Origin of the sequence: Sorangium sp. So ce362 (genome assembly GCF_051519845.1) — a bacterium.
In the GTDB taxonomy this organism is placed as follows: domain Bacteria; phylum Myxococcota_A; class Polyangia; order Polyangiales; family Polyangiaceae; genus Sorangium.
Genome location: NZ_CP150332.1, coordinates 5,766,138 through 5,786,974, shown reverse-complemented (window position 1 = coordinate 5,786,974; position 20,837 = coordinate 5,766,138). Strand labels below are relative to the sequence as shown.

At 71.4% G+C, this 20,837-nt stretch carries 15 protein-coding genes; 2 read left to right on the top strand and 13 right to left on the bottom strand.

Translation table 11 applies throughout. The features are described 5' to 3' along the window. Window positions 1-470 precede the first annotated feature (470 nt). From WMF17_RS22035 to WMF17_RS22020, 4 genes are read right to left on the bottom strand one after another with little or no spacing between them, the layout of a single operon-like run. Entirely contained in the window at window positions 471-1,487 is a 1,017-nt protein-coding gene (locus tag WMF17_RS22035) for a hypothetical protein (protein WP_437604053.1), read from the bottom strand. Then, a complete protein-coding gene (mvaD, locus tag WMF17_RS22030) occupies window positions 1,484-2,497 on the bottom strand; it encodes a diphosphomevalonate decarboxylase (protein WP_437651111.1) in 1,014 nt (337 codons plus the stop codon). The genes WMF17_RS22035 and mvaD overlap by 4 nt, the downstream gene beginning before the upstream one ends. Beyond that, on the bottom strand, window positions 2,494-3,564 hold the full coding sequence (mvk, locus tag WMF17_RS22025) for a mevalonate kinase (RefSeq protein WP_437651109.1): 1,071 nt from the start codon (window positions 3,562-3,564) through the stop codon (window positions 2,494-2,496). The genes mvaD and mvk overlap by 4 nt, the downstream gene beginning before the upstream one ends. After that, a complete protein-coding gene (locus tag WMF17_RS22020) occupies window positions 3,561-4,673 on the bottom strand; it encodes a polyprenyl synthetase family protein (RefSeq protein ID WP_437604050.1) in 1,113 nt (370 codons plus the stop codon). The genes mvk and WMF17_RS22020 overlap by 4 nt, the downstream gene beginning before the upstream one ends. A gap of 231 nt (window positions 4,674-4,904) precedes the next feature. Here WMF17_RS22020 and WMF17_RS22015 point away from each other — a divergent pair, with 231 nt between their 5' ends. Then, window positions 4,905-6,857: a DUF6345 domain-containing protein gene (locus tag WMF17_RS22015; RefSeq protein WP_437651107.1), complete on the top strand. Its 1,953-nt coding sequence runs from the start codon at window positions 4,905-4,907 to the stop codon at window positions 6,855-6,857. 44 nt (window positions 6,858-6,901) lie between these two features. Here the strand turns inward: WMF17_RS22015 and WMF17_RS22010 are convergent, their stop codons facing one another. The 4 genes from WMF17_RS22010 to WMF17_RS21995 all read right to left on the bottom strand — a co-directional run bounded on the left by WMF17_RS22010 (window position 6,902) and on the right by WMF17_RS21995 (window position 12,834). Next, window positions 6,902-9,634: a protein kinase domain-containing protein gene (locus WMF17_RS22010; protein ID WP_437651105.1), complete on the bottom strand. Its 2,733-nt coding sequence runs from the start codon at window positions 9,632-9,634 to the stop codon at window positions 6,902-6,904. 283 nt (window positions 9,635-9,917) lie between these two features. Further along, complete coding sequence (locus WMF17_RS22005; RefSeq protein ID WP_437604048.1) at window positions 9,918-11,651, bottom strand: nitroreductase; 1,734 nt, start codon at window positions 11,649-11,651, stop codon at window positions 9,918-9,920. A gap of 285 nt (window positions 11,652-11,936) precedes the next feature. Continuing rightward, window positions 11,937-12,152 carry an MbtH family protein gene (locus WMF17_RS22000; RefSeq protein ID WP_437604044.1) on the bottom strand — a complete coding sequence of 72 codons (216 nt, stop codon included), beginning with the start codon at window positions 12,150-12,152 and terminating at the stop codon, window positions 11,937-11,939. A 244-nt stretch (window positions 12,153-12,396) separates the two neighbouring features. Then, window positions 12,397-12,834, bottom strand: coding sequence for a CBS domain-containing protein (locus tag WMF17_RS21995; RefSeq protein ID WP_437604043.1), 438 nt, complete (start codon window positions 12,832-12,834; stop codon window positions 12,397-12,399). Window positions 12,835-13,126: 292 nt separating this feature from the next. Between WMF17_RS21995 and galK the strand changes: the two genes are divergently transcribed. Next, window positions 13,127-14,248, top strand: coding sequence for a galactokinase (gene galK / locus WMF17_RS21990; protein ID WP_437604042.1), 1,122 nt, complete (start codon window positions 13,127-13,129; stop codon window positions 14,246-14,248). A gap of 161 nt (window positions 14,249-14,409) precedes the next feature. On the opposite strand, the gene WMF17_RS21985 is transcribed toward galK, so the two are convergent. The 5 genes from WMF17_RS21985 to WMF17_RS21965 all read right to left on the bottom strand — a co-directional run bounded on the left by WMF17_RS21985 (window position 14,410) and on the right by WMF17_RS21965 (window position 20,174). Then, window positions 14,410-15,402, bottom strand: coding sequence for an NAD-dependent epimerase/dehydratase family protein (locus WMF17_RS21985; RefSeq protein ID WP_437651103.1), 993 nt, complete (start codon window positions 15,400-15,402; stop codon window positions 14,410-14,412). A 24-nt stretch (window positions 15,403-15,426) separates the two neighbouring features. Then, on the bottom strand, window positions 15,427-16,431 hold the full coding sequence (locus WMF17_RS21980; RefSeq protein WP_437604040.1) for an ABC transporter permease subunit: 1,005 nt from the start codon (window positions 16,429-16,431) through the stop codon (window positions 15,427-15,429). A 2-nt stretch (window positions 16,432-16,433) separates the two neighbouring features. Continuing rightward, window positions 16,434-17,516 (bottom strand): ABC transporter permease, encoded by a 1,083-nt coding sequence (locus WMF17_RS21975; RefSeq protein WP_437604039.1) that lies wholly within the window; start codon window positions 17,514-17,516, stop codon window positions 16,434-16,436. Further along, entirely contained in the window at window positions 17,497-19,047 is a 1,551-nt protein-coding gene (locus WMF17_RS21970; RefSeq protein ID WP_437604038.1) for a sugar ABC transporter ATP-binding protein, read from the bottom strand. Before WMF17_RS21970 ends, WMF17_RS21975 begins: the two co-directional genes overlap by 20 nt. A 98-nt stretch (window positions 19,048-19,145) precedes the next feature. Beyond that, entirely contained in the window at window positions 19,146-20,174 is a 1,029-nt protein-coding gene (locus WMF17_RS21965) for an ABC transporter substrate-binding protein (protein ID WP_437651101.1), read from the bottom strand. Between the last annotated feature and the right edge of the window lie 663 nt (window positions 20,175-20,837).

Here is a 20,837-nt window from a genome sequence, read left to right as displayed (position 1 = left end):
AAAGCTCTCGATCGCACGTCGTCATGGAGCCCCCCTCCTCACCACCTGGTCCTCTGGTCCTCGTGCCACCTCGCCCCGTTCACCACCCCCCGCGGCCGACACAGCCGGTCGGGCGTTCGGCGCGAAAGCGCGCGCCCCGCGCAGGCGCGCTGTGAACACAGCTCACGCTCGCCGAGCCCCCGCCGGCGACCACCAGCCCGCACAGCCCGCCTCGGAGGACCCAGAGCCCGCCGCGCTCATCGGCCGCCCATGAGGTAACATCATGAAAATTCAATATTTTGTGGCGGCGCTGCGGCATCACGAGCTCCACGAATCTCATGCTTGTCTCGCTCTTCGCATCTCGAAGGCCTCGCGAAGGCCCGCGGTGCGTCGCCGGAGCGCAGCGCCGCGGTCGAGCCCGGAGCGAGCAGAGCGGGCTCCGTGCCAAGCGCCGCGACACCGCGGGGCGCACGATCGGTGAGGGGGCGCGCTCAGGCGTGCGGCGGAGGAGCTGCGTCCAGCACGTGGACGCCGGGGGCGCCGAGCGACATGGGCACACGCTCGAGGCCGGCCGCGCGCGCCGCAGCGAGCCAGGCCGCCGAGGGCGGCGCGCCGCCGACGTAAAGGGAGACGTCGCCGCCGCCGGCGCCGCTCGGCGCGAGCGCTGCGCCCTCGGCGGCCGCGGCGGGGCGGAGGCGCGCGAGGGCAGGGGTGACGATCGGCGCGCCCGCGCGGTCGCCGAGCTCGGCGAGCGCATCGACCTGGCGATCCAGCGCGGCCACGAGCGCGCGGGCGTCCGTGGCAAGGGCCGCCGCGCGTGCGCCCCCGGCGGCCGCGTCCAGCAGGGCGCGGTGCGCCGCCGGCTCGCGGGCGGCGAGCGCGCGCACGCGCTCCAGCATGGCGCTCGTGCGCGCCGAGGCGTCGCTGGCGAAGACCTCGATCGCGAGCCCGCCCGGCAGCGCGTGCGGCGTCACCGCGAGCTCGCCGTCCGGCCCGAGCCGGCAGCAGAGCACGCCGCCGTGGACGCTCGCCGCGACGTCGACGCCGCTGCCCCCGCCCTGCGCCCGCCGGTGCGCCGCGAGCGCGGCGAGGAAGAGCGCGCGGACGTCCCAGGCGGGCATCGGCCGGCCGGACGCCGCCGCCGCGGCAGTCGAGGTCGGCGCGGACGCCGCCGCGCGCGCCGCGAGGGTCGCCACGAGGATGGCCGCGCTCGAGCCGAGGCCGAGCTTGCGGCTCGCCCCGGACGGCGGCGCGCCCGGCGAGGCCGCCCGCGGCTCCGGCGCCGCCGACGCCGCCGCCGACGAACGAAGCGCGGACGCGTCGAACCACACCGCCCGGTCGAGCGCGCCCGCGTCGATCGCCGCCTGGACCTCCTCCGTGACGAGGTCGGCCCGGCGCGCCGGATCGGCGACGACATACCGATCGACCGCGGCCACGAGCGCGGGCGCGCCCTCGAGCACGGCGTACGCGCCCGAGAGGACGAGCTTGCCAGGCGCCCGGACGATCACGCGCCCGCGCTCCCCACCAGAGGCACGAGGCGGGCACCGCCGCCGGGGACGGCCGAGATGGTGCGGAGGACGCCGGGGACGGCGAGCAGCGCGCGCTCCACGGCGGCCTGCGCCTCGGGCGCCGTGAAGACCTTCACGTGCGGGCCGGCGTCGATGGTGAAGAACGCCGGCATGCCCTGGCCCCGGAGCCTGCGCACCTCGGCGATCACCTCGACGGTGGCGCCGGTCCAGTAGAGCAGGCCCGGCGAGGCGGCGATGCTCGAGGCGTGCATGCACAGGGCGCTCGCCTCGGCCGCGGCGCCGAGCGCGGCGAAGTCGCGGGCGAGGACTGCCGCGCGGACCACGTCGAAGAGCGACGGCGCGGCGTCGACCCAGGCGGGGAAATACGGGCTCGTCGTCGCGGTGTGCCGCATGCCCTCGCTGGAGCCCACCTCCTTCGGGCCCTCGCGCGTCACCGCGATCACGACCGCGAGCGGCCAGTGGCCCTCGGGCGCGAGCGGCGTCGCCGCGAGCGTCTCGTCGCCGGGGCGCCCGGCGCGGAGCTCGACGAAGCCGCCGAACGCGGAGCGCGCGGCGGAGACCGAGGTCCTCCGCGCGAGGTCGCTCACCACGGCGGGCGCGGTGGGCAAGCCCGCGGCGGCGCTCGCGGCGAGCGCGAGCGCGGCGAACGCCGACGCGCTCGAGGCGAGCCCCGCCGCGGTGGGGAAGTCGTTGTGGCTGACCACGCGGGCGCGCTCGCGCCGCCCCGAGGCGGCGCGGACGCGGTCGAGGAGCCCGGCGACCCGGCGCGTCGCCCCCGAGTCCGGCGGCAGGGCCGCGCCGCCGAGGTGGAGCTCGTCGCGATCGAGCGACGGGTCGAGCACGACCTCCGTCGTCGTCGCCATCCCGGCGAGCGTCACCGAGAGGCTCGGCACGGCGGGCAGGTTGTGCCCGTCGGCCCGTTTGCCCCAGTACTTCGCGAGGGCGATGTTCGGATGGGCGATCGCGGTCGCCCGGCTCACGGCGCTCATGCTTGCTCCTCTACCCCCGTCCTCGTGCCCGCTTTCACCCGGGTCACGAAGCCGCTGTACCCCGCGTCGCGCCAGGCGGCGAGCACGCGGTGTGCCGCGCCGCTCGACGTCGCCGCCGCGCCGCCGGGCAGCGGGGGCGGGAGCAGCGCGATGACCGAGCCGCCGCCGCCGGCGCCGGTGAGCTTGGCGCCGAGCGCGCCGGCCTCGCGCGCGAGCTTGCACAGGGTCTCGATCGCCTCGGTCGAGACGAACATCCCGGCGAGGAGCGTCTGGTTGAGGTCCATCAGCCGGCCGAGCCCGATCGCGTCGCCCGCCTCGATCGCGAGGGCCGCGCTCTCGACGAGCGCGGCGATGCCGGCGATCGAGGTCTCGGCCAGCGTGGGCTTGCGCTCGAAGAGCTTCGCCACGAGCTCGACCATGCTGCGCGTGGACGACGGCACCCCCGTCGAGCCCACGCACAGCCAGAGGTCGTCGCGCGGGGCGACGGAGCTCGCGCCGTGCGCCCGGGTGAAGCGGAAGCACCCGCCGCGCGCCGCCGCCGTCGTGTCGATGCCCGACGGGTTGCCGTGGAACACGCGCTCCCAGGCGGCCGCCGCGGTGACCACGGCCTCGGCGGTGAACGCGGCCGGCGCGATGGACGCGGCCGGCGCGGCGGCCTCGGCCGGAACCGCGGCCTCGGCCGGAACTGCGGCCTCGGCCGGCGCGGCGGCCTCGATCGACCCGCGCGCCAGCGCGGCGACCGCACGGGCGATCGCGACCCCGAGCGCCGCCGAGCTCCCCAGGCCGCCGCCGGGCGGCAGGTCGCTCTCCGCCTCGACACGCACCGGGCCGGCGCCCGGGAGCGCGTCGAGCAGGGCCGCGAACGCGTGCGCGATGTCCCCCTCGGCCGGCGCCGTGCCGTGCTCGCGCCCGCCCAGCCGGAGCGCGCTCGCCCGCGCGTCGACGCGCGTCGCGCGCGCGCGGGCGCCTCGCTCGATGCCGGCGGCGAGCGCGGGCGCTCCGTACACGACCGCGTGCTCGCCGAGCAGGATGACCTTGCCGGACGCCTGGCCGAGCGCCTCGATCATGCGCCCGTCCACCGGAGCGCGCTCGCCGCGCCGCACAGGATCTGCCGGGCCGACGCGCTCACCGGCAGCGATCGCCCGAGGACCTCGGCCTCGCCGCACAGGGCGGAGAGCCGCTCCTCGACCGCGCGCCGCGCGCCGCACGCCTCGAGCGCCAGGGTGGCGGCCGTCACGGCGTCGTCGCTCGCGTCCTTGTGGCCGAGCGCCCGCTCGACGGCGCTCCGGCCCGCGGCGTCGAGGCGCCCCTCGGCCGACGCGAGCACCGCGGTGCGCTTGCCGGCGCGCAGGTCGTTGCCGACCGGCTTGCCCGTCGCGGCGGCGCTCCCGAAGGTGCCGAGGAGGTCGTCGCGCAGCTGGAAGGCGACGCCCACCGGCGCCGCGAACCGCTCGAGCGCCGCCACGGTCTCGGCCGGCGCGCCGGCGAGCGTGGCGCCGAGCGCGAGCGGGCCGCGCACCGTGTAGCTGCCGGTCTTGAGCGCGTGCATCTGCTCGACGTCCTCGGCCCGCCCGACGATGTCGAGGTGCTGCCCGATCACGACGTCCTCGTGCATCGCGCAGAACAGCCGCACGGCCGCGAGCGCCCTCGCCGGCGGCGCCTCGGCGCCCGCGAGCGCGCTCAGCGCGAGGCTCCACGTGAGATCGCCCGCGAGGATCGCGGACGAGGCCCCGAGGTGCGGATCGCCGAGCACCTCGGTCAGCGCGACGTGCACGGTGCGACCCCCCCGCCGGACGGTATCGCCGTCGATCCAGTCGTCCTGGATGAGCAGGTACGTCTGGAGCAGCTCGAGCGCGACGCCGGCGTCGATCGCGGGCTCGAGCGGCGCGTCCGGCGCGACGCCCTGGTAGGCGGCGACGAGCAGGCCCGCGCGGAACCGCTTGCCGCCGCGCAGGGTGAGGTTCCTCGCCTCCATGGCCATCGCCGCGACCTCGCGGCCGTAGCGCTGCACGTGGCTCACCCTGTCGCGCCAGCGCTGCTCGAGCGCGGCCTCGATGCGGGGGCGGATCGAGGAGAGGAAGTCGAGGAACAGGCGCGCGCCCGGGTCCTCCGTCCCTTCGAGCGTTCGATCACCGGCGCGGGGCGCGCTCTCTCCGTCCTTCGTGTGCGCTGTCATGGAATGCGCGGCAGCCTAGGAGCCGCGCGCGAGCCGGTCAATCTCGCCCGAAAAAGGGCGGATAGCGCGGTGAGTCGCGCCGCTCCGCGCCGCCTCCGAGGTGGCTTGGGTCCTGCAATGTGGGGGGGCCGCGTCGCGGGCCGGGAGCGCCGCGCGCAGGCTCCCTGCGAGATCGCTCCTCTGGAGTTGCGCGCCGAGCCTCGCCGCAACCGAAGGGAAAGGGGGACTTTCGTGAAGAGATCACCGGGTGGGGTGTTGGGCATCTTTCTCCTCATGACCCTCGGCGTCGCCGGGTGCAGCGGCCGCGACGCCGGCGAGGATCTCCCGGAGAGCGCCGGTGACGGTGCGTCCGGCACGGCGCCCGCTCTGACGCGGGCGTGGGCGAGGGCGAGCTTCCTGCCCGCTTACCGCGTGATCGGCCGGAGCGCCGATGTCGCGCGGGCGTCCGCGCTCGCCGGCGCGCTCGGGCTCGCGGAGGAGAACTTCCGGGGCGGCGCCTCGATCGGGGCCGACGGCGCGATTCGCTACCTCGATCGCGCGCGGTTCCAGCGCTTGCCCACGACGAAGGCCGGCCCGCCCGCGCCCGGGTTCCGCGACGAGCGCGGCTTCGCCACGGCGCCGGGCGATGACGCCCTGGATTTCGAGGCGCTCGCGGCGCTGCGCGTCGTCCCGGAGCCGGACGCTGCGGCGCGGGCGTGGGCCGCGCTGGAGGGCGCGCGCCTGCCCGTCGGGCGCGACATCGCCGTGGGCCACTCGCTCTTCGAGGCGATCGACGTCGAGGGGCGCTACGTGGCGCGGGCCGAGCTCGACACGCAGGTGAGCTTTCGCGAGCAGGCCGAGGGGCTCCGGCTGATCGGCCCCGGCGCCAAGGTCCGGGTGACGTTCGACGCCCAGGGCGCCGTGACCCACCTGATCTACGCGCGTCGCGACCTCGAGCGCGGCGAGGACGTCGCGATTGTCCCGGCCTCCGAGGCCCCGGCGCTGTGCGCCCGCGCGCTGGGCGGCGGCGCGGTGATCGCGGCCGAGCCGGAGCTCGTCTATTACGCGCCGCCGCTCTCCCGCGAGGTGCGGCGGATCCTCCCCCATTTCGTGTGCAGCGCCAGGCGGCGCGTCGGCGGTGAGGTGGTGGACGTCCGCAAGGTGATCGTCCCGGCCGTCGTCGACGCTCCGAGGGCCGCGATCACCGTGCGTGTGGACGGCGAGGCCGTCTCCGCGGAGGCGAGCGTCACCGGGGGCACTGCTCCCTACACGTACAGGTGGGTATCCTCGGCGCGCTCGCTCGCCCCTGCGGACGCAGACGGCAGGGCGGTGCGGATGGCGCGGGGCGGCTCGGGCTTTCGCGGCGAGACGGAGACGCTCTCTCTCTATGTCACGGACGCCGACGGTCTTGTCGCGACGGCGGCGCGGCCGCTCTCGTTCGCGCGCACGGCGGGGCCCGCGGCGCCGAGCCCGCCCCCGTCGCCGAGCCCCTCCCCGTCGTCTCCGGGCGACGAGGGCCGCGCCATGGTCGGCGCCGAGTGGGTCGGGCTCTGCGGCGGCCTCGATCATTCGGCGGCGAACGTCGACGGGCTCCTGAAGACCTTCCGGGAGGGGGGGGTCCAGCAGCGCTTCAACTGGGGTGAGCTCCGCGCGTGGGAGGTCGATTTCAAGGATCCGGCGCTGGGGGGCCAGGACGCGTCGTACGCGGACTCGGTCGATCTCACGTTCTATACGGGGCACGCGAACGGCGTCGGGTTCATGTTCTGCAGCGCCATGAGCGATCGGTTCCTGCACTTCAGCGACGCTCACTGGGGCAACTCCAACCTGGAGTGGATGGTGGTCGCCGCCTGCGGCCCGCTGCAGGACGACGCGGGCGCCTGGCGTCTCCGGTGGTCGGGCGCGTTCGACGGCCTCCACCTCCTGCTCGGCTATGCGACCGAGTCGTTCGACGACACGACCGAGGGCTCCCTGTTCGCGAGCTACCTGCTCGACGACAAGAGCCCGGCGCCGGTGCGGCAGGCGTGGGCGACGACGGCGATCGAGATCCAGCCCGACGACAAGGTGACCTACGCCGTGATGGGGGTCTATGGTGCGGACTGGACTCTCCCCAACTACGATGATCACTTCTGGGGCAAGGGCCCGGTCGGCCCGGACCTCCGGGGCGCCGCGAGGATCGGGTTCTGGCGGATCGCCGGACCTACCTGAGCGCCGCGTCGTCCAGGCTCATCCCTGGATCTCGCCGGCTCGGCTCAGTAGCCACGCCACGTCGAATCGAGCTCGATGGAATAGTAGTCCACGAACCGGAACGCCACGCCCCCCGCATCCCCGCTCGCGCGGATCGCGTACACCGACTCGTTCGACTGAGGTCGATGGTCGGTCGGGCTGAACGAGATCGGCCCGGCCGTCATCCCGTCGAGCACCACGTTCTGGAACGACTCGAGCGCGTTCTTCAGGTCCTCTCCCGTCGGCCGCTCGTGCCCCGCGTCGACGGCCCGCTCGACGGCCTTGCGCCACATGAGCGCCGCCGCGTGGCCCTGGACGTAGAACTGGTCCTGATACCGGCCGAGCGGGTGGTCGTCCTTCTCCCGGTACGCCCGGTGGATCCGCAGCATCGCCGCCATCCCGCTCGAATGCTGGGTGTCACCGTAGATCGGGACGGGGAACAGGCCGTAGAAGATGCCAGCGCAGTCGGCCCCGCAGATCGTCAGCGTCCGCTCGCCGATGCCCCAGTTGTTCGCCATCACGCGCAGCTGCCAGCGCTCCTTCCCCGGGAACGCCCGATCGACGAGCTTCTGCGCGGCGGCGGCGCCCTTCCCGACGAAGGCCGAAGAGAGGACGGTGTTGCCGGCCCAGAACCAGCTCGCCGGGACGTAGGACGGGTCCGCCTTCTTCTTCTCGATCTCTCTCTTCACGTAGCGGGTCACCGCGTCGACGATGAGCCCCTCGTCGTCGGGGGAGGACGTCTGGGGAACGAGGAGATCCTCGCCGAGCAGCATGCCAGGCAGGTGCTCCACGTACGACTTGCCCGCCGCGAGCGGATCGACGCAGTAAAGACACCTGTCGATGGTGTCATGCACCATCGCGATGCGCCCGGGCGCGATCTTCCAGGCGGCCTTCATCCCGATGCGGATCCCGGTCGAGTAGTCCGTGGCCGGGAAAAAGATGTACGGATAGCCGGGGCTCGTCTTGTGCTCGGTCGCCGAGAGGCTGTGTCCGAGAGCGTTGAACTCGGCGTAGCGCACGTCCGCCGAGATCGGCACCGGCGTGGCGAGCGAGCCGGCGTACGAGCCGGGGATGATGAGCTTCTTCTCCTCCGCGAGCTTCGGCGCGACGCGGGTGGTCGGTCCGGTGCCGAAGATGAACAGCGTGGAGACCTCGCTCCACGCCGGTTCCCGCCGCCACGCCTCGATGGCCTCCTCCGTCATGGCCGGGTTGTACTGCGCGTCTTTCATGTCGACGTCGATGGGACAGCCACGGAGCCCTCCCTGACTGTCGTTGAGGTGACGCAGGTAGTCGTAGACTCCGTATTTGTACGCCGGCGCGACGTCGGCGGTCGGCCCTGTCTCGCCCGTCGTGATCCGGATGCGGAGCGCCCCCGAGCAGCCAGCGCCCGCGGCCGCGGCGGATCCGGCGGCGGTCGACCCGGCGAGCACGGCCGCCCCGGAGCCGGCCGAGCGCGCCTGCCCTTCCGGGCGGCGCGTGGAGATCGCCACCGCGGCGATCAGGGCGGCCACGCCGAGCGCCCCGATCAGGTAGCTGCGCTGTTGAGGCGCGGCGGCCGTGGGGAGGGTCGACTTGAGGCTCGTCGAGTCGGACGTGGCGCGCCGCTGGCCAGGCGGCCCAGGGGTCCTCTGCCCGAGCTCCTCATCGAGGGGGGGCATGGCCTGGAGGCGCCCTCCGTCTGCGCCCTCGATCGAGCTCGCGCGGGAGAGGCCGGGCGAGAGGAGCACGCTCGGACGGCTCGCGCTCTGCTCGATGTACGCCTTGACCTGCCGCTGCATGCTGGCGCGGCGCTCCGCGAACATGCCCAGCATCGTGGCGCCGATCTCGTCCGACCCCGCGTCCTCGCCCGTCCCATGCAGGTAGTCCTCGAGCGCCGCGCGCATCTCCTGCGCGGTCGCGAACCGCTTCGCCGGGTCGCGCTCGAGCGCCCTCGCGACGATGGCGTCGAGCGCCGGCGGGATGTCCGGGTGGACGAGCGAGGGCCGCTGGATCTCGTCCACGGCCGCCAGCTTCCAGAGCGCGCTCACGGGGTCGCCCCCGAAGAGCCGCTCCCGCGTGAGGAGCTCCCAGAGCACGATCCCGGCCACGAAGATGTCGGCCCGCCGGTCGATCCCCGCGCTGTCGACGGCCTGCTCGGGCGCCATGTAGGACGTCTTGCCCTTCAGCTTCCCGGTCTCGGTGTGGTTCGTGTTGATGGACGCCTTGGCGATGCCGAAGTCGAGGAGCTTCACCGCGCCGTCGTACGTGACGAAGATGTTGTGCGGGGAGACGTCGCGGTGGACGATGCCGAGCGGCGTGCCGTCGTAATCGCAGAGCTCGTGCGCGTAATGGAGGCCGCTCAGCATGTCGGCCACGATCCGGACACAGACGCCGCGCGTGAAGCCTGCCGCGCCCGGCTCTCCCTGGGCCACCGCCTTCATGATCCCGTTGAGCGGCTGGCCCTCCAGATACTCCATCACGGTGAAGTAGCCGGTCTCGTCCATGCCCACCTCGTAGGTCTGGACGATGTTGGGGTGGTTGAGGCGCGCCGACAGCTTCGCCTCGTCGAGGAACATGCTGACGACCTTCTCGTCGTCTCCGCCCACGCCGCGGTGGCGCTTGACGACGACGAGCTTGTTGAACGACCCCGGCCCCCGCGCGCTCGCCAGGAACACGTCCCCCATCCCACCCCGGCCGAGCTTCGCGATCGGCCGGTACTTGCCCATGATCGCCGTCTGGGTCGGCTCCGCGTCCGCGATGTCTTGACCCGTGCCCACCATGCCCCCGGCCGTCCTCAGACGCGCGCGCCGCTCCGAGTGGATTGGCCATAGGAGCAAAGACCGATATCCCTGTCAACGCCGCCGGCCCCCGCCACAGAGGCGAACGCCTCCGCGGGTTGGGTCGATCGAGCACGTTTCACGCCTTGCATGTGCTGCGCGTGCTTCACCCGCCCGCCCTCAGCCGGTTGAGGTCGTGGCATCGATGGGTTCATGGGGCGATGCGACCGAGTTGACATCACGAATTCGAAGCCGGTTTGCGGCCTTGTTGTGTGGTCGTCATTTTTCACGTGGGCGGTGCGCCGGGGGAGGGGACGCGGGGAGCCGTGCGCTCTCGATCGAGGTGCTCGTAGGGGGCGAGCGTCGTCAGGCGCGTGTCCTCGAGGGGGCCGCCGACGGTGAAGTGATAGAGGCTCTGGAAGTCGTCGCCGGCGATGCCGCACAGCTCGTGAAAGACATCGTCGAAGTAGCAGCCGATGCCTGTCGCGCGCACCCGGCCGCCGCTGTCCCGCGCGGCCTCGGCCTCGAGGTACAGCGCGTGGCCGAGGACGCCGGCCTCCCAGAAGAGCCGGCGGTACGACGGCGCGCCGCGCTCCCGGAGCGTGGCGCCGAGATCGGCGATCATCCCGAGGCTGAACGCGCCTTCGGCGGCGATCTCCTGATGACAGCTCACGATCTGCGCCGCGCTCCGGAGATCGGCCTCGGAGAGGCGATAGAGCCGCAGGTGACCCGGACACCCCTCCGGCTTTTCCCACGCGAAGGGGTGCGCGAGCGCGGCCTTGAGCCGCGCGTGCGCGTCCTCTGACCGCTCTAGCGCGTAGAGGCCCGGGGCGAGGCCGCGGACGCGGTGCACGAAGACGATCGCGTGCACCCGCGGCGCCCACGGGAGCGCGTCCCACGGGGGCACGCCGGGGCGGGGGAGGAGGTGGTCGAGCATGGCGTAGAACGTCTCGGCGCCGATCGACGTGCGGCCGTCGTACGCGGAGGCGCTCCGCCGCGTCCGGATGATCTCGGACGCCAGGGCGCCTCCGCCGACGTCAGGCAATGGAGGCAGCGCGCTCTCCAGGACGGCGGCCGGGTCCTCCGTGTGGGCCTTCCAGGTGGCCTGGGCGACGTCCTCGATGACCTCCCAGTCGACGTGGCTCGGGCTCAGCGCGTTCGCCCGTCCGGCCCACGCGCCCTCGCCGGCGAGGCGGGTCAGCTCGGCCGCGCGCGCGGAGGCCGCGCGGGCGGCCGAGAGCGCCTCCTCCCGTCGCAGCGGCGCGGTGGGCACGAGGAGCAACGCGGCGTCCGGGTGCTCGCGATCCGCCGCCGCGATCCCCGCGAAGTCCGCGTCCCGATCGAGGCCGAGCAGCGCGGACAGCTCGGGATCGCCGAGGTCGTCGAGCAGCACGGCGGACCAGCCGAGCGCGGCCGCGGCATAGCGGACAGCGGCGATGGCGTGACCGGCGTCGTGCTGGCAATAGCGGAACGCCCGCTCGCCGTACTTCCACGCCTCGCGCCAGTGGACGGAGCTCAGTCCCACGAGGAAGCCGCCGGCGGGGAGGAGCTCCGAGAGCGCGCGGGCGGATCCGGCGCCCAGCGTGGACCGGCGCTCGAGCTTGTGGTCGCGGCTCACGTAATGATAGAGGCCCGCAGGTAGGCCGGGGGCGCCGGCCGAGAGCAGGTATCCCTCGGTCGGGTGGAGGTTCCCGCTCGAGGGGTTGCACCGGAGCGCCCAGCGCGAGCCTCGGTATTCCTTCCAGGCGGAGAGGCCGAGGGAGAGCTCGAAGAGGGCCGCGATCGATCCGAGCTCGACCGCGGCGGGCGGCACCGCGCCGGGGCGGTAGAGGTCCCCGTACGGCGCGGCGACCTCGCCGGCGCGGAGCGGCAAGAGGACCTCCGGGGCGCCCTGGAAGGTGCGGAATGGATCGGGCTGCGTGCTCCAGTCCAGGTAGCCCAGGGCGCGGGCATAACGCCGCAGGTGATGCTTCGTGCGCGTGTGATACGAGAGCGCGCGCTCGACGGGGCTTCTGGACATGGGGCCGCTCCGCGGACCCAGGGTAGCAGCGGCCCGGGGCGCCGCTACCGGACCGAGCGAGCTCGTCCGAAGGAACCTCGGAAAAAGGCGGCTTCCCGGCCAGAGGCGCGGAAGGAAGGAGGCGGCTTCATGGAAAAGCTCGTCTCGCGCTGCACGACGCGCCGTCGCGCAGCGTGATGATCGCGCCGATGCGGTGTCGTCATCGATTGTCGATTGGCAATCGCATTCGCGCGGGCCTCGTCCTCGGCCGGCTGGGGCGCACCGGGCCGCTCGTCCCGCGCGCGCTCAGGCGACGTCCGCCGGGGCGCCTCCCTCCACCGGCGCGCGCAGGCGCTCCCATGCCTGCTCGATATAAGCGAGGCACTCCATGATGGATCCCTGCTTGCCGGCCTCCCGCGACCCGCGCGGGATCGCGCGCTCGACCGGACACACGGAGTACTGCTTCTCGTGATCCACGACGACGCGATAGGTGGCTGCGTCCTGTCGCTCTCCCTGACTCATCTTCACCTCCGAGGGGCGGCCCGATTGCGCTGCGGGGTCGCACCATAACCTCGGCGCTCGCGCAGGCGAGCCCGAATCTCGGAGCGCGCATCTCAGGATCAGGCCGTCTCCGGCCCAATACGGCGTCATGCCGGGGTCGATGCCCATGTCCTGGCATCGTGCCGGCGAGCCGATTGCCGGTGGATCGACTCCCCTGTCCGAGCCGCCAGCCGAGATCATGCAAGGCGGCCACTCGCCGGGGCGCTCAGCTGTAGACCCCCTGCACGTACTCGGTCAGCATCTTGATCTCGGCCTCTTGCTCTCGGCTCGCCCAGTGCACGAGATCGCCGATCGAGATCATCCCGACCACCCGCCCGTCCTGGACGACCGGCAGGTGACGGCAGCGCCGCTCGGTCATGACCGCCATGGCCTGCCGCGCCGTCGTGCTCGGCTCGACGCAGACGACCTCGCAGGTCATCACCTCCGCGACCGGGGTCGTCGCCGGATCGCGCCAGGCCAAGATCACCCGCGTCATCACGTCCCGCTCGCTGATGATGCCGCTCGGAGACCCGTCGATGCTCACGAGCAGCGCGCCCACGTGTCGCACGCACATCGACTGCACGGCCTCGAAGACTGTCGCCTCCGGAGCGATGGTGTAGACGTTCCGACCCTTCCTGTTGAGGATTTCGCCGACGCTGTCCATCGTCGCCTCCTTACCCAGAGCCAGCCGGAAGCATGACAAAAAATCGAGCGCTGGGACGTTGTCGCGCGCAGATTTTTCGGGTTCTTTTCACCTGGAAGCCAGACTTCCCGCGCTTCACAGCCGCGCTCGCCTCGACGTGGGTCGCGGACCGGGGAGGGGGCGGTCGTGCGGAGCGCGCGCGACGGCGTCCGGTTGCGCGGTCACGGTCGGCGGCTGCGGGAACCAGCAGGATCGACCTTGCGGACGCCACGTTCCTATGATGCCTTCTGCCCATGAAAATGGGTGCGCCGCGATGACGGTGAAGGGGCAAGGCTTCGAGGTTCTCTTCGGCCGTCCGGCGAAGGTCCTCGCCGAGGCGCCGGGGCGCGTGAACCTGATCGGCGAGCACACGGACTACAGCGGCGGGTACGTGCTGCCGACGGCGATCCCGCAGAAGACGCGCGTCGAGATCGCGCCGCGGGGCGACGGGCTCATCCAGGTCGTCACGCTGAATGTGGGCGGCGCGGACGGCGGCGCCAAGCTCTCGTTCCGCGCTGGCGAGGAGTCGCGCCGTGGCCTGTGGCTCGACTACGTGCAGGGCATCACCGCGGTCCTCCGGGGCCGGGGTGCCTCGATCCCCGGCTTCGACGCGAGGATCGAGTCGACGGTGCCGCTCGGCAGCGGCCTGTCGTCGAGCGCCTCGCTGCTCGTGGCGCTCGCCCGCGCCCTGCGCGCGATGCTCGGCCTGTCCATCGACGACGTGGAGATCGCCCGGATCGCGCACGCGGCGGAGCACGACTTCGTGGGCGCGCCCGTCGGGACCATGGATCAGATGGCCGCGAGCCTCGCCGACGAGAGCACGGCGCTCTTCATCGACACGAGGACGCTCGCGTTCGAGCGCATCCCGCTGCCCGCGGAGACCGAGCTGCTCGTGGTGGACTCCGGGGTGGCGCACCAGCACGCGAGCGGCGATTACAAGACGCGGCGCGCGGAGTGCGAGCGCGCGGCCGCGGCGCTCGGCGTCCCGCAGCTCCGGGACGTCGACGCGGCCGTGGAGCCGCGCATCGCGTCGCTCCCGGCGCCGCTCGACCGGCGGGCGCGCCACGTCGTGACCGAGAACGCCCGGGTGCTCGCCGCCGTGGCCGCGCTCCGCGCCGGGGACCTCGGCCGCCTGGGCGAGCTCTTCGACGCGTCGCACCGGTCGATGCGCGACGACTTCGAGGTGTCGGTGCCGGCGGTCGACGACCTCGTGGAGAGCGCGCGGGCGCAGCCGGACGTCCTCGGCGCCCGGCTGACCGGCGGCGGCTTCGGCGGCGCGATCGTGGCCCTCGTGAAGCGCGGGGGCGCGGCGAGGGTGGGGCGGGCGGTCGTGGAGGCCTACGAGCGCACGCCGGGCCGCCGGGCGACGGTGCTGGTAGGAGGGCCCGTCTCATGAAAGAGCGCTCCGGGATCGCGCGCTGGGCCGGCGTCGAGTGCCGGGCGCGCGGTCCTGCGCAGCCGCGTGGTGCCCGCACAAAGCAGCGATTTCTCACGGAGCGGACGCCACGGCTCCTGGCTGGCCCACGGGCCTAGGCCGCGGCTCGGTGGCGGCGCTCGTCAGCCGGGGTACCACGTGATCCGCGGGTCATCGGGCGCGCGCACGTGGTCGAAGGCGGCGTCCGTGAGCCGCGCCAGATCGTACTGCGGCCGCCAACCGAGCAGAAATTTCGCCTTCGAGTTGTCCAGCCAGGTCGAATGGAACGGCGTCTTCAGCCTCACGCTCGGCAAGCCCCGCGTGGCCTCCAGATAACGCGCCAGCTCCCCGTAGTCGACCGGCTCATCCATGCAGATGTTGAAGGTCTGCTGGCGAGCCTTCTCATGATTGATGGCCTTGAGGATCGCGGTGACCAGATCCTCCACATGCACGAAGTTACGCTTCACCGGCTTACCGTCAGGGTCGAGCATCACAGGGACAGCGCCTGAGCGGACGTAACCCGCTGCCGCCTCAGCGCCGACCAGATCGCGCCACCTCGGCCCTCCGAACACGTCGTCACCGAAGGATAGCTGCGCCTTGAAGTCGTCCTTCTCCATGATCCACGGCGCGCGCAGGCAACATCCGTTCAGACCATATTGAATGTAGTACTGCTCGAGCATGACCTCCTCGAGCACCTTGGACAGCGCGTAACAGCCCGGGTAGGCGCTGTGCCTCTGCGCCTCCGTGACGGGGACCGGGTGCGGATAAAAGAAGTGGCCCATCCCGGCGTCGCCCCCGATCAAGATGAATTGCTCGAACGCAGGGCTGACGCGGCAGGCTTCGAGCAGCCAAAACATGCCTTTGACGGCCACGTCCATGACGCTCTCGGGGGTCTCCTTGCTGGTCGCCAGATGCAGCACGTGGCTCACGCCCTCCGCTGCCTCGTCGACCACGGCCCGGTGCTCGATGGACCCACGCACCACCTCCAGGCGCGTCGTCCGCTCCAGCATGCGGTTGTGGCATAGCGCACGGACCTTCCACGCCTCGAACCTGGGGTCCGACAGGAACCTGCGGATGAATGTCTGGCCGACCTTGCCCGCCGCCCCGGTGACCAGAATTCGCTTCGTCTCGCTCATTCTATCGCTCCTCGCTCTCCAGCATCATCGATGAGACCGCACTTCACCACCCCTGGCTGCGGGGGCCGAGCGGATCAGGACCTGCTGCATGACGATGAAGCCGAGCAGCAGCAGCCCGATGCTGATGTGGTGCCAGGGCGACGGCAGCCGTCCATCCAGGTTGATCACCGCCCGCACGATGCCCGTGATCATCACGCCCATCACGGTGCCGACGACGCTGCCAGCACCCCCGGTCAGCAGCGTTCCACCGATCACCACCGAGGCGATGGCCTCGAGCTCCAGGCCGGCGCCGATGTTCGGCTTGCCGGCGCTGTCGACAAGCGCCGTCGTGACCCCGCCGAGGCCCGCGCACAGGCCGCTCAACGCATACAGACACACCGTCGTGGCGCCCACCGGCACCCCCATGAGCAGGGCAGCCTGCCTGTCCCCGCCGATGGCCAGGACGTTCCGGCCGAAGCTCGTGCTGCGGCCGACGATCACGCCGAGCACGAGGACGATCAAGAACAAGAGCGCCGTCGCGGGGACCCACGTTCGGTCCAGGCCCGGGATCCTCATCGCGAAGCCGAGCTCATCGACGATCCAGTCCAGCGCAGGATGATCGATGCCGATGGGCTGCATGCTGACGAGGAACGCCGCGCCGCGCGCGAAGAACATGCCCGCGAGCGTCACCAGGAACGGGGGCAGCGAGAAACGATGGATCAGGTACCCCGTCATCGCGCCGAACGAAACCGACACCGCGAGGCCGACGCAGAACGCCAGCAGCGGATGGCAACCACCTGCCACCAGCGTGCCCACGAGGACCGTCGTGAGCGCGACGACGGAGCCGACCGAGAGGTCGATACCCCCCGACAGGATGACGAAGGTCATGCCGACCGCGCAGATGCCCATCGCGGCGTTACCCTTGATCAGGTCGACAAGGAAACGCAGGCTGCGCGTCGCATCGTAACCGACCAGCACCCCCGAGTAAAGCGCGGCCAGGAGGACCGCAGTCACCATGAGCGGCAGATGCCGCCGATCCCAGCTGTGCATCGCTACTGCCACCTCTTGAGGCCGAGCAGCGCGACGAGCCGCCGGCGCGACTCCTCCGAGACCAGCAGACAGCTTATCAGCATCACGCCGGCCTTGGGCATCGGCTCGATCTCCGAGGGGACATGCTGGATGTACATCGTGATGGAGAGCGTCTGTATCAACAATGCTCCTATCAGGGTACCGCCCAGATAGAAGCGCCCGCCGGTGAGCGCCGTACCACCGATCACCGCGGCGAAGATGGCATCCAGCTCCCGCAGGCGCCCCACGCGATCGGGGTCAGCCGTGGAGATGTACGAGGCGGCCACGAGCCCGGCGATGCCGGCGCACAGACCGGAGAACCCGTACAACCAGAGCTTGATGCGGCGGTCGTCGACGCCTGCGAGGCGGCTCGCCCGCTCGTTGTCGCCGATCGCTTCCATGAACAGACCGAGCGCCGTCTTCCGGGAGAGCAGCGCGGCGACGACGAACACGGCGGCCACCAGCAACATGGAGAACGGCAAGCCACCGACGTGGCCGCTGCCGATGAACGCAAACGTCGGATCCACGTGCGTCACGGGCTCGGCGCGGGTGATGAGCATGGCGACGCCACGAACGCCGACCATGCTGATCAAGGTCACGATGATGGGCTGAATGTTCAGCAACGTAACCAGCGCGCCATTGAACAAACCGACGCTGCCCGCTACCAGGAGGGACAAGAGCGCCGCCAGGAGCGGCCCGTGGCCAGCGTCCTTCATCAGGATCACGCAGGTGGCGCCGGACAGCGCCATGACCGAGCCGACCGACAGGTCGATGCCCCTGACGGCGATCACCAGGGTCAGGCCGATGGCGAGGAGCATCACCTCCGAGCCCTGGTTGAGCAGGTTGATGGGCGTCCCGTAATAAGCCCCGTCTCGCTCGACGATGGAGAAGAAGTTCTTGGACAGGATGAAATTGAACAGAAAGAGCGCCAGGAGACCGAGCAAAGGCCAAGCTTCGCGGCGCCCGCGCCTGAACAGCAGGGCGCCGGCGCCGCCGGTGACGAGGATGATCCCGATGCCCGTGAGGTTGGCGTTCGTGCGCACCGCTTCAGCGATCTTCTCGTGCATCGGTCGGCGCCTCCTTCTGCTGGGCAATGGCCTGGATGATCGACGAGGGAGTCACCGACTCTCCCGCGAGCTCGCCCTGCTGCTTTCGGTCTCTCAAGACCACCACCCTGGAGCAGTTGCGCGCGATCTCCTCGAGCTCCGACGAGATCAAGAGCGTAGCGACCCCCTTTTCGCTGAGCGACTTCACCAGCGCCTCGATCTCCAGCTTGGCGCCGATGTCCACGCCGCGCGTGGGCTCGTCGAGCAGCATGACCCGTGGTTGCATGGCCATCCAGCGCGCGAGCAGCACCTTCTGCTGATTGCCGCCCGATAGCAGCTTGACGGGCGTCTCCGGGGACGGTGTCTTGATGCTCAGGGCGTTGATGTAGTGCTGGACCAGACGATCCTGCTCGTGGCGCGGGAGCACCCGCAGCGCCCCCCGCGAGGCCTGCAAGGCCAACACGAGGTTCTCTCGCACGGAGAGGTTCGGGACGATGCCATCCACCTTGCGGTCCTCCGGGCAGTACGCGAGGCCCGCCCGGATCGCGTGCCGTGGTGTTTTGATCTCGAGCGCGCCGCCGTCCACCGTGAGCTCACCGCGATCGGCGGGCTCGATCCCGAAGAGCATCCTGGCGGTCTCGCTTCGACCGGAGCCGAGCAGCCCCGCCAGCCCCACGACCTCGCCGGGCCGCAGCGCGAGATCGATCGGCCCGATGACCCCCTCTCGTTCGAGGCCGCGCGCGGCGAGCGCCGGCTCCGCGGCGCTCGCCTCCCCTCCAGGGCCGGCAGGGCTGCCTGGCGCGGGCTTGTCTCTTGCGCCGAGCTTCACGCCCAGCATCGCCTGGACGAGCTCCAGGCGAGGCAGCGCGCTGCTCGCGTATCGCCCGACCAAGCAGCCATTCCTGAGCACCGTGATCGTGTCGCTGACCGCGTAGACTTGATCCAGGAAGTGAGTCACGAAGAGCATCGCCAGCCCCTGCGCCTTCAGCCTCTGCATCACACCGAAGAGCCGCTGCGTCTCCGCTTCATCCAGGCTGGAGGTGGGTTCATCCAGGATCAGGATCCGGGCGTCCACGGCGAGCGCGCGGGCGATCGCGACCATCTGCTGTAGTGCGGTGGGCAACGCCGCCACCGATCGCGACACGTCGAGGTCGAGCGAGAGGCGCGCGAGGGCCTGACGAGCCTTCGCGCGGACGGCGCGCTGGTCGATCAGACCGAAGCGCCGAGGCTGCCGGCCCAGCATGATGTTGTCCGCGATGGAGAGCTGCGGGATGAGGCTGATCTCCTGGTGCACCGCGCTGATCCCCAGCGACTCTGCGTGACGGGGAGAGGTCGGCCGTATCAACGTGCCGTCGAGGCGCAGGGTCCCGGCGTCGGGGGGATGGACGCCAGTGAGCAGCTTGATCAGCGTCGACTTGCCGGCCCCGTTCTCCCCCATCAGCGCCTGGATCTCGCCCGCGTGCGCCTCGACGTGCACGTCATGCAGAGCGCGAACGCCAGGGAACGACTTGCTGAGGCCCTCGACAGAGAGCAAGGCTTTCGAACCAGGCATGCGGCTGCTACTCCGTAGGTGAGGGCCGCTCGACAAGCGGGCTCACGAGCGTGATGGGGCTTGCGCCGCCGCTGCAGCGCGCCGGCGCCGCCTCCTCCTCAGTAGGGCCGCGAGCTGATGAGCGCCGCTGCCTGCTCGCGTTCGAAGATCTGGCCAGGGACGATCGTGCGCTTCGGCACCGTCTCGCCGCGCACGATCTTCTCGATGGTATCGAAGAGCAGGGGGCCGTGCATGGGGTTGCACTCGACCGTCGCGTTCAGCTTCCCCTCTATCATGGCCTCGAAGGCCGGCTTCACGGCGTCGATCGACACAACCAGGATATCCTGCCCGGGCTTCAACCCTGCCGCCTGGATCGCCTGAATCGCCCCGAGCGCCATGTCGTCGTTGTGTGCGTAGACGGCGTTGATCTCCCCCTTGTGGGCCGAGAGCAGCGTCTCCATCACGGTCTTGCCTTTGGTGCGCGTGAAGTCACCGCTCTGGCTCGCGATGATCTTCATGTCCGGGGATTTAGCGATGGCCTCGGCGAAGCCGGCTTTGCGCATCACCGCCACGTCCGCCGCCGGCGTGCCCACGAGCTCGATGATGCGCGCGCTGCCGTTCGTCTGCTTTGCGAGCCACTCGGCCGCCCGGCGCCCCTCCCCGACGAAGTCTGCGACCATCACCGTCTCGTACAGATCTTCGTCGGCGTCCGCGCCCCGGCTCGTGAGCACCACCGGGATCCCGGCGCGCTTGGCCTCCTTCAACGTAGGCTTCCAGCCAACGGACTCTTGCGGCGCAATGACGATGACATCGACGCCCTTGGTGATGAACCCGTTGACGGCGTTGACCTGGTTGTTGTGCACGTTCTGGCCGTCTGCGAAGAGGAGCTGCACGTTGCGCTTCGCCGCCTCCTCCTGGATCGACTTGCTGTGCGCGATCCTCCAGGAGCTCTCGGCGCCCGTCTGCGAGAAGCCGACCACGATCTCGGACAGCTTCTTCGGCTTCCGCCCCACGGGATCGGTGCCCGATGCCGGCTTCGGGGCGGCGCGCTCGGCGTCGCTCTCCCCGCGGGAGCAGCCGGCGCCGATGGATGCTGAGCCCAAGATGGCCAGGAACATCCTCCGTGATACGGAGTTTTGGAGGTCCATGCTCTTCTCTCTTCCTGCTGCCTTTGGGGCGCGGATCGCTGGCCGGCCCTGCGCGGACGCCGTTGCATCGCATTTTCGAAGCAAAAGAATATCCTCGGTCGCAATGTGAACGATCACATGGCCGGCGTCAATTCCAATCGATCGGCCCGCGTGTATCCTCGAGCCCGAGGGAGGACGAGGCTGGCGGGGCTCCTCCGGAGCGCCGCGTCAAGAGGGGCGGGGCGCCGGACCGGGAGCATCGCCGGCCCGCCCGGCGAGCTCGAAGCCGATCAGCGCATCGACGGCTGCTAGGACTTCTCCGAGGTCGGGCGCCGCTGCCTCCATCTCCCTGCTCGGGCAGATTGAGAGCGGCCAGCGCTCCTGGCCGCGCGTGGTGGTCGAGGCCGAGCTGGTCCTGCGCAGAAGCTCCGCCCAGGTCCCCAGGAACCGACGAGCTCGCATGAGCCGAGATTGGTTGGCGGCTCACGATGCCGCCGCCGACTGCCGCTGCGCCCCGCTCGGGATCGAGGATAGCCGCGCGCCGGCCCTTGATTGACGCGGATGATGTGAGCGCTCACAATATGCGCTTCGGGTATTCTTTCGCTTTGCCCTGGATAGGCCGTGCTGGCGCGATGCTTCCGCCGGCGCATCACGAGCGTTGGCGCATCGAGCGACCTTGGCCGA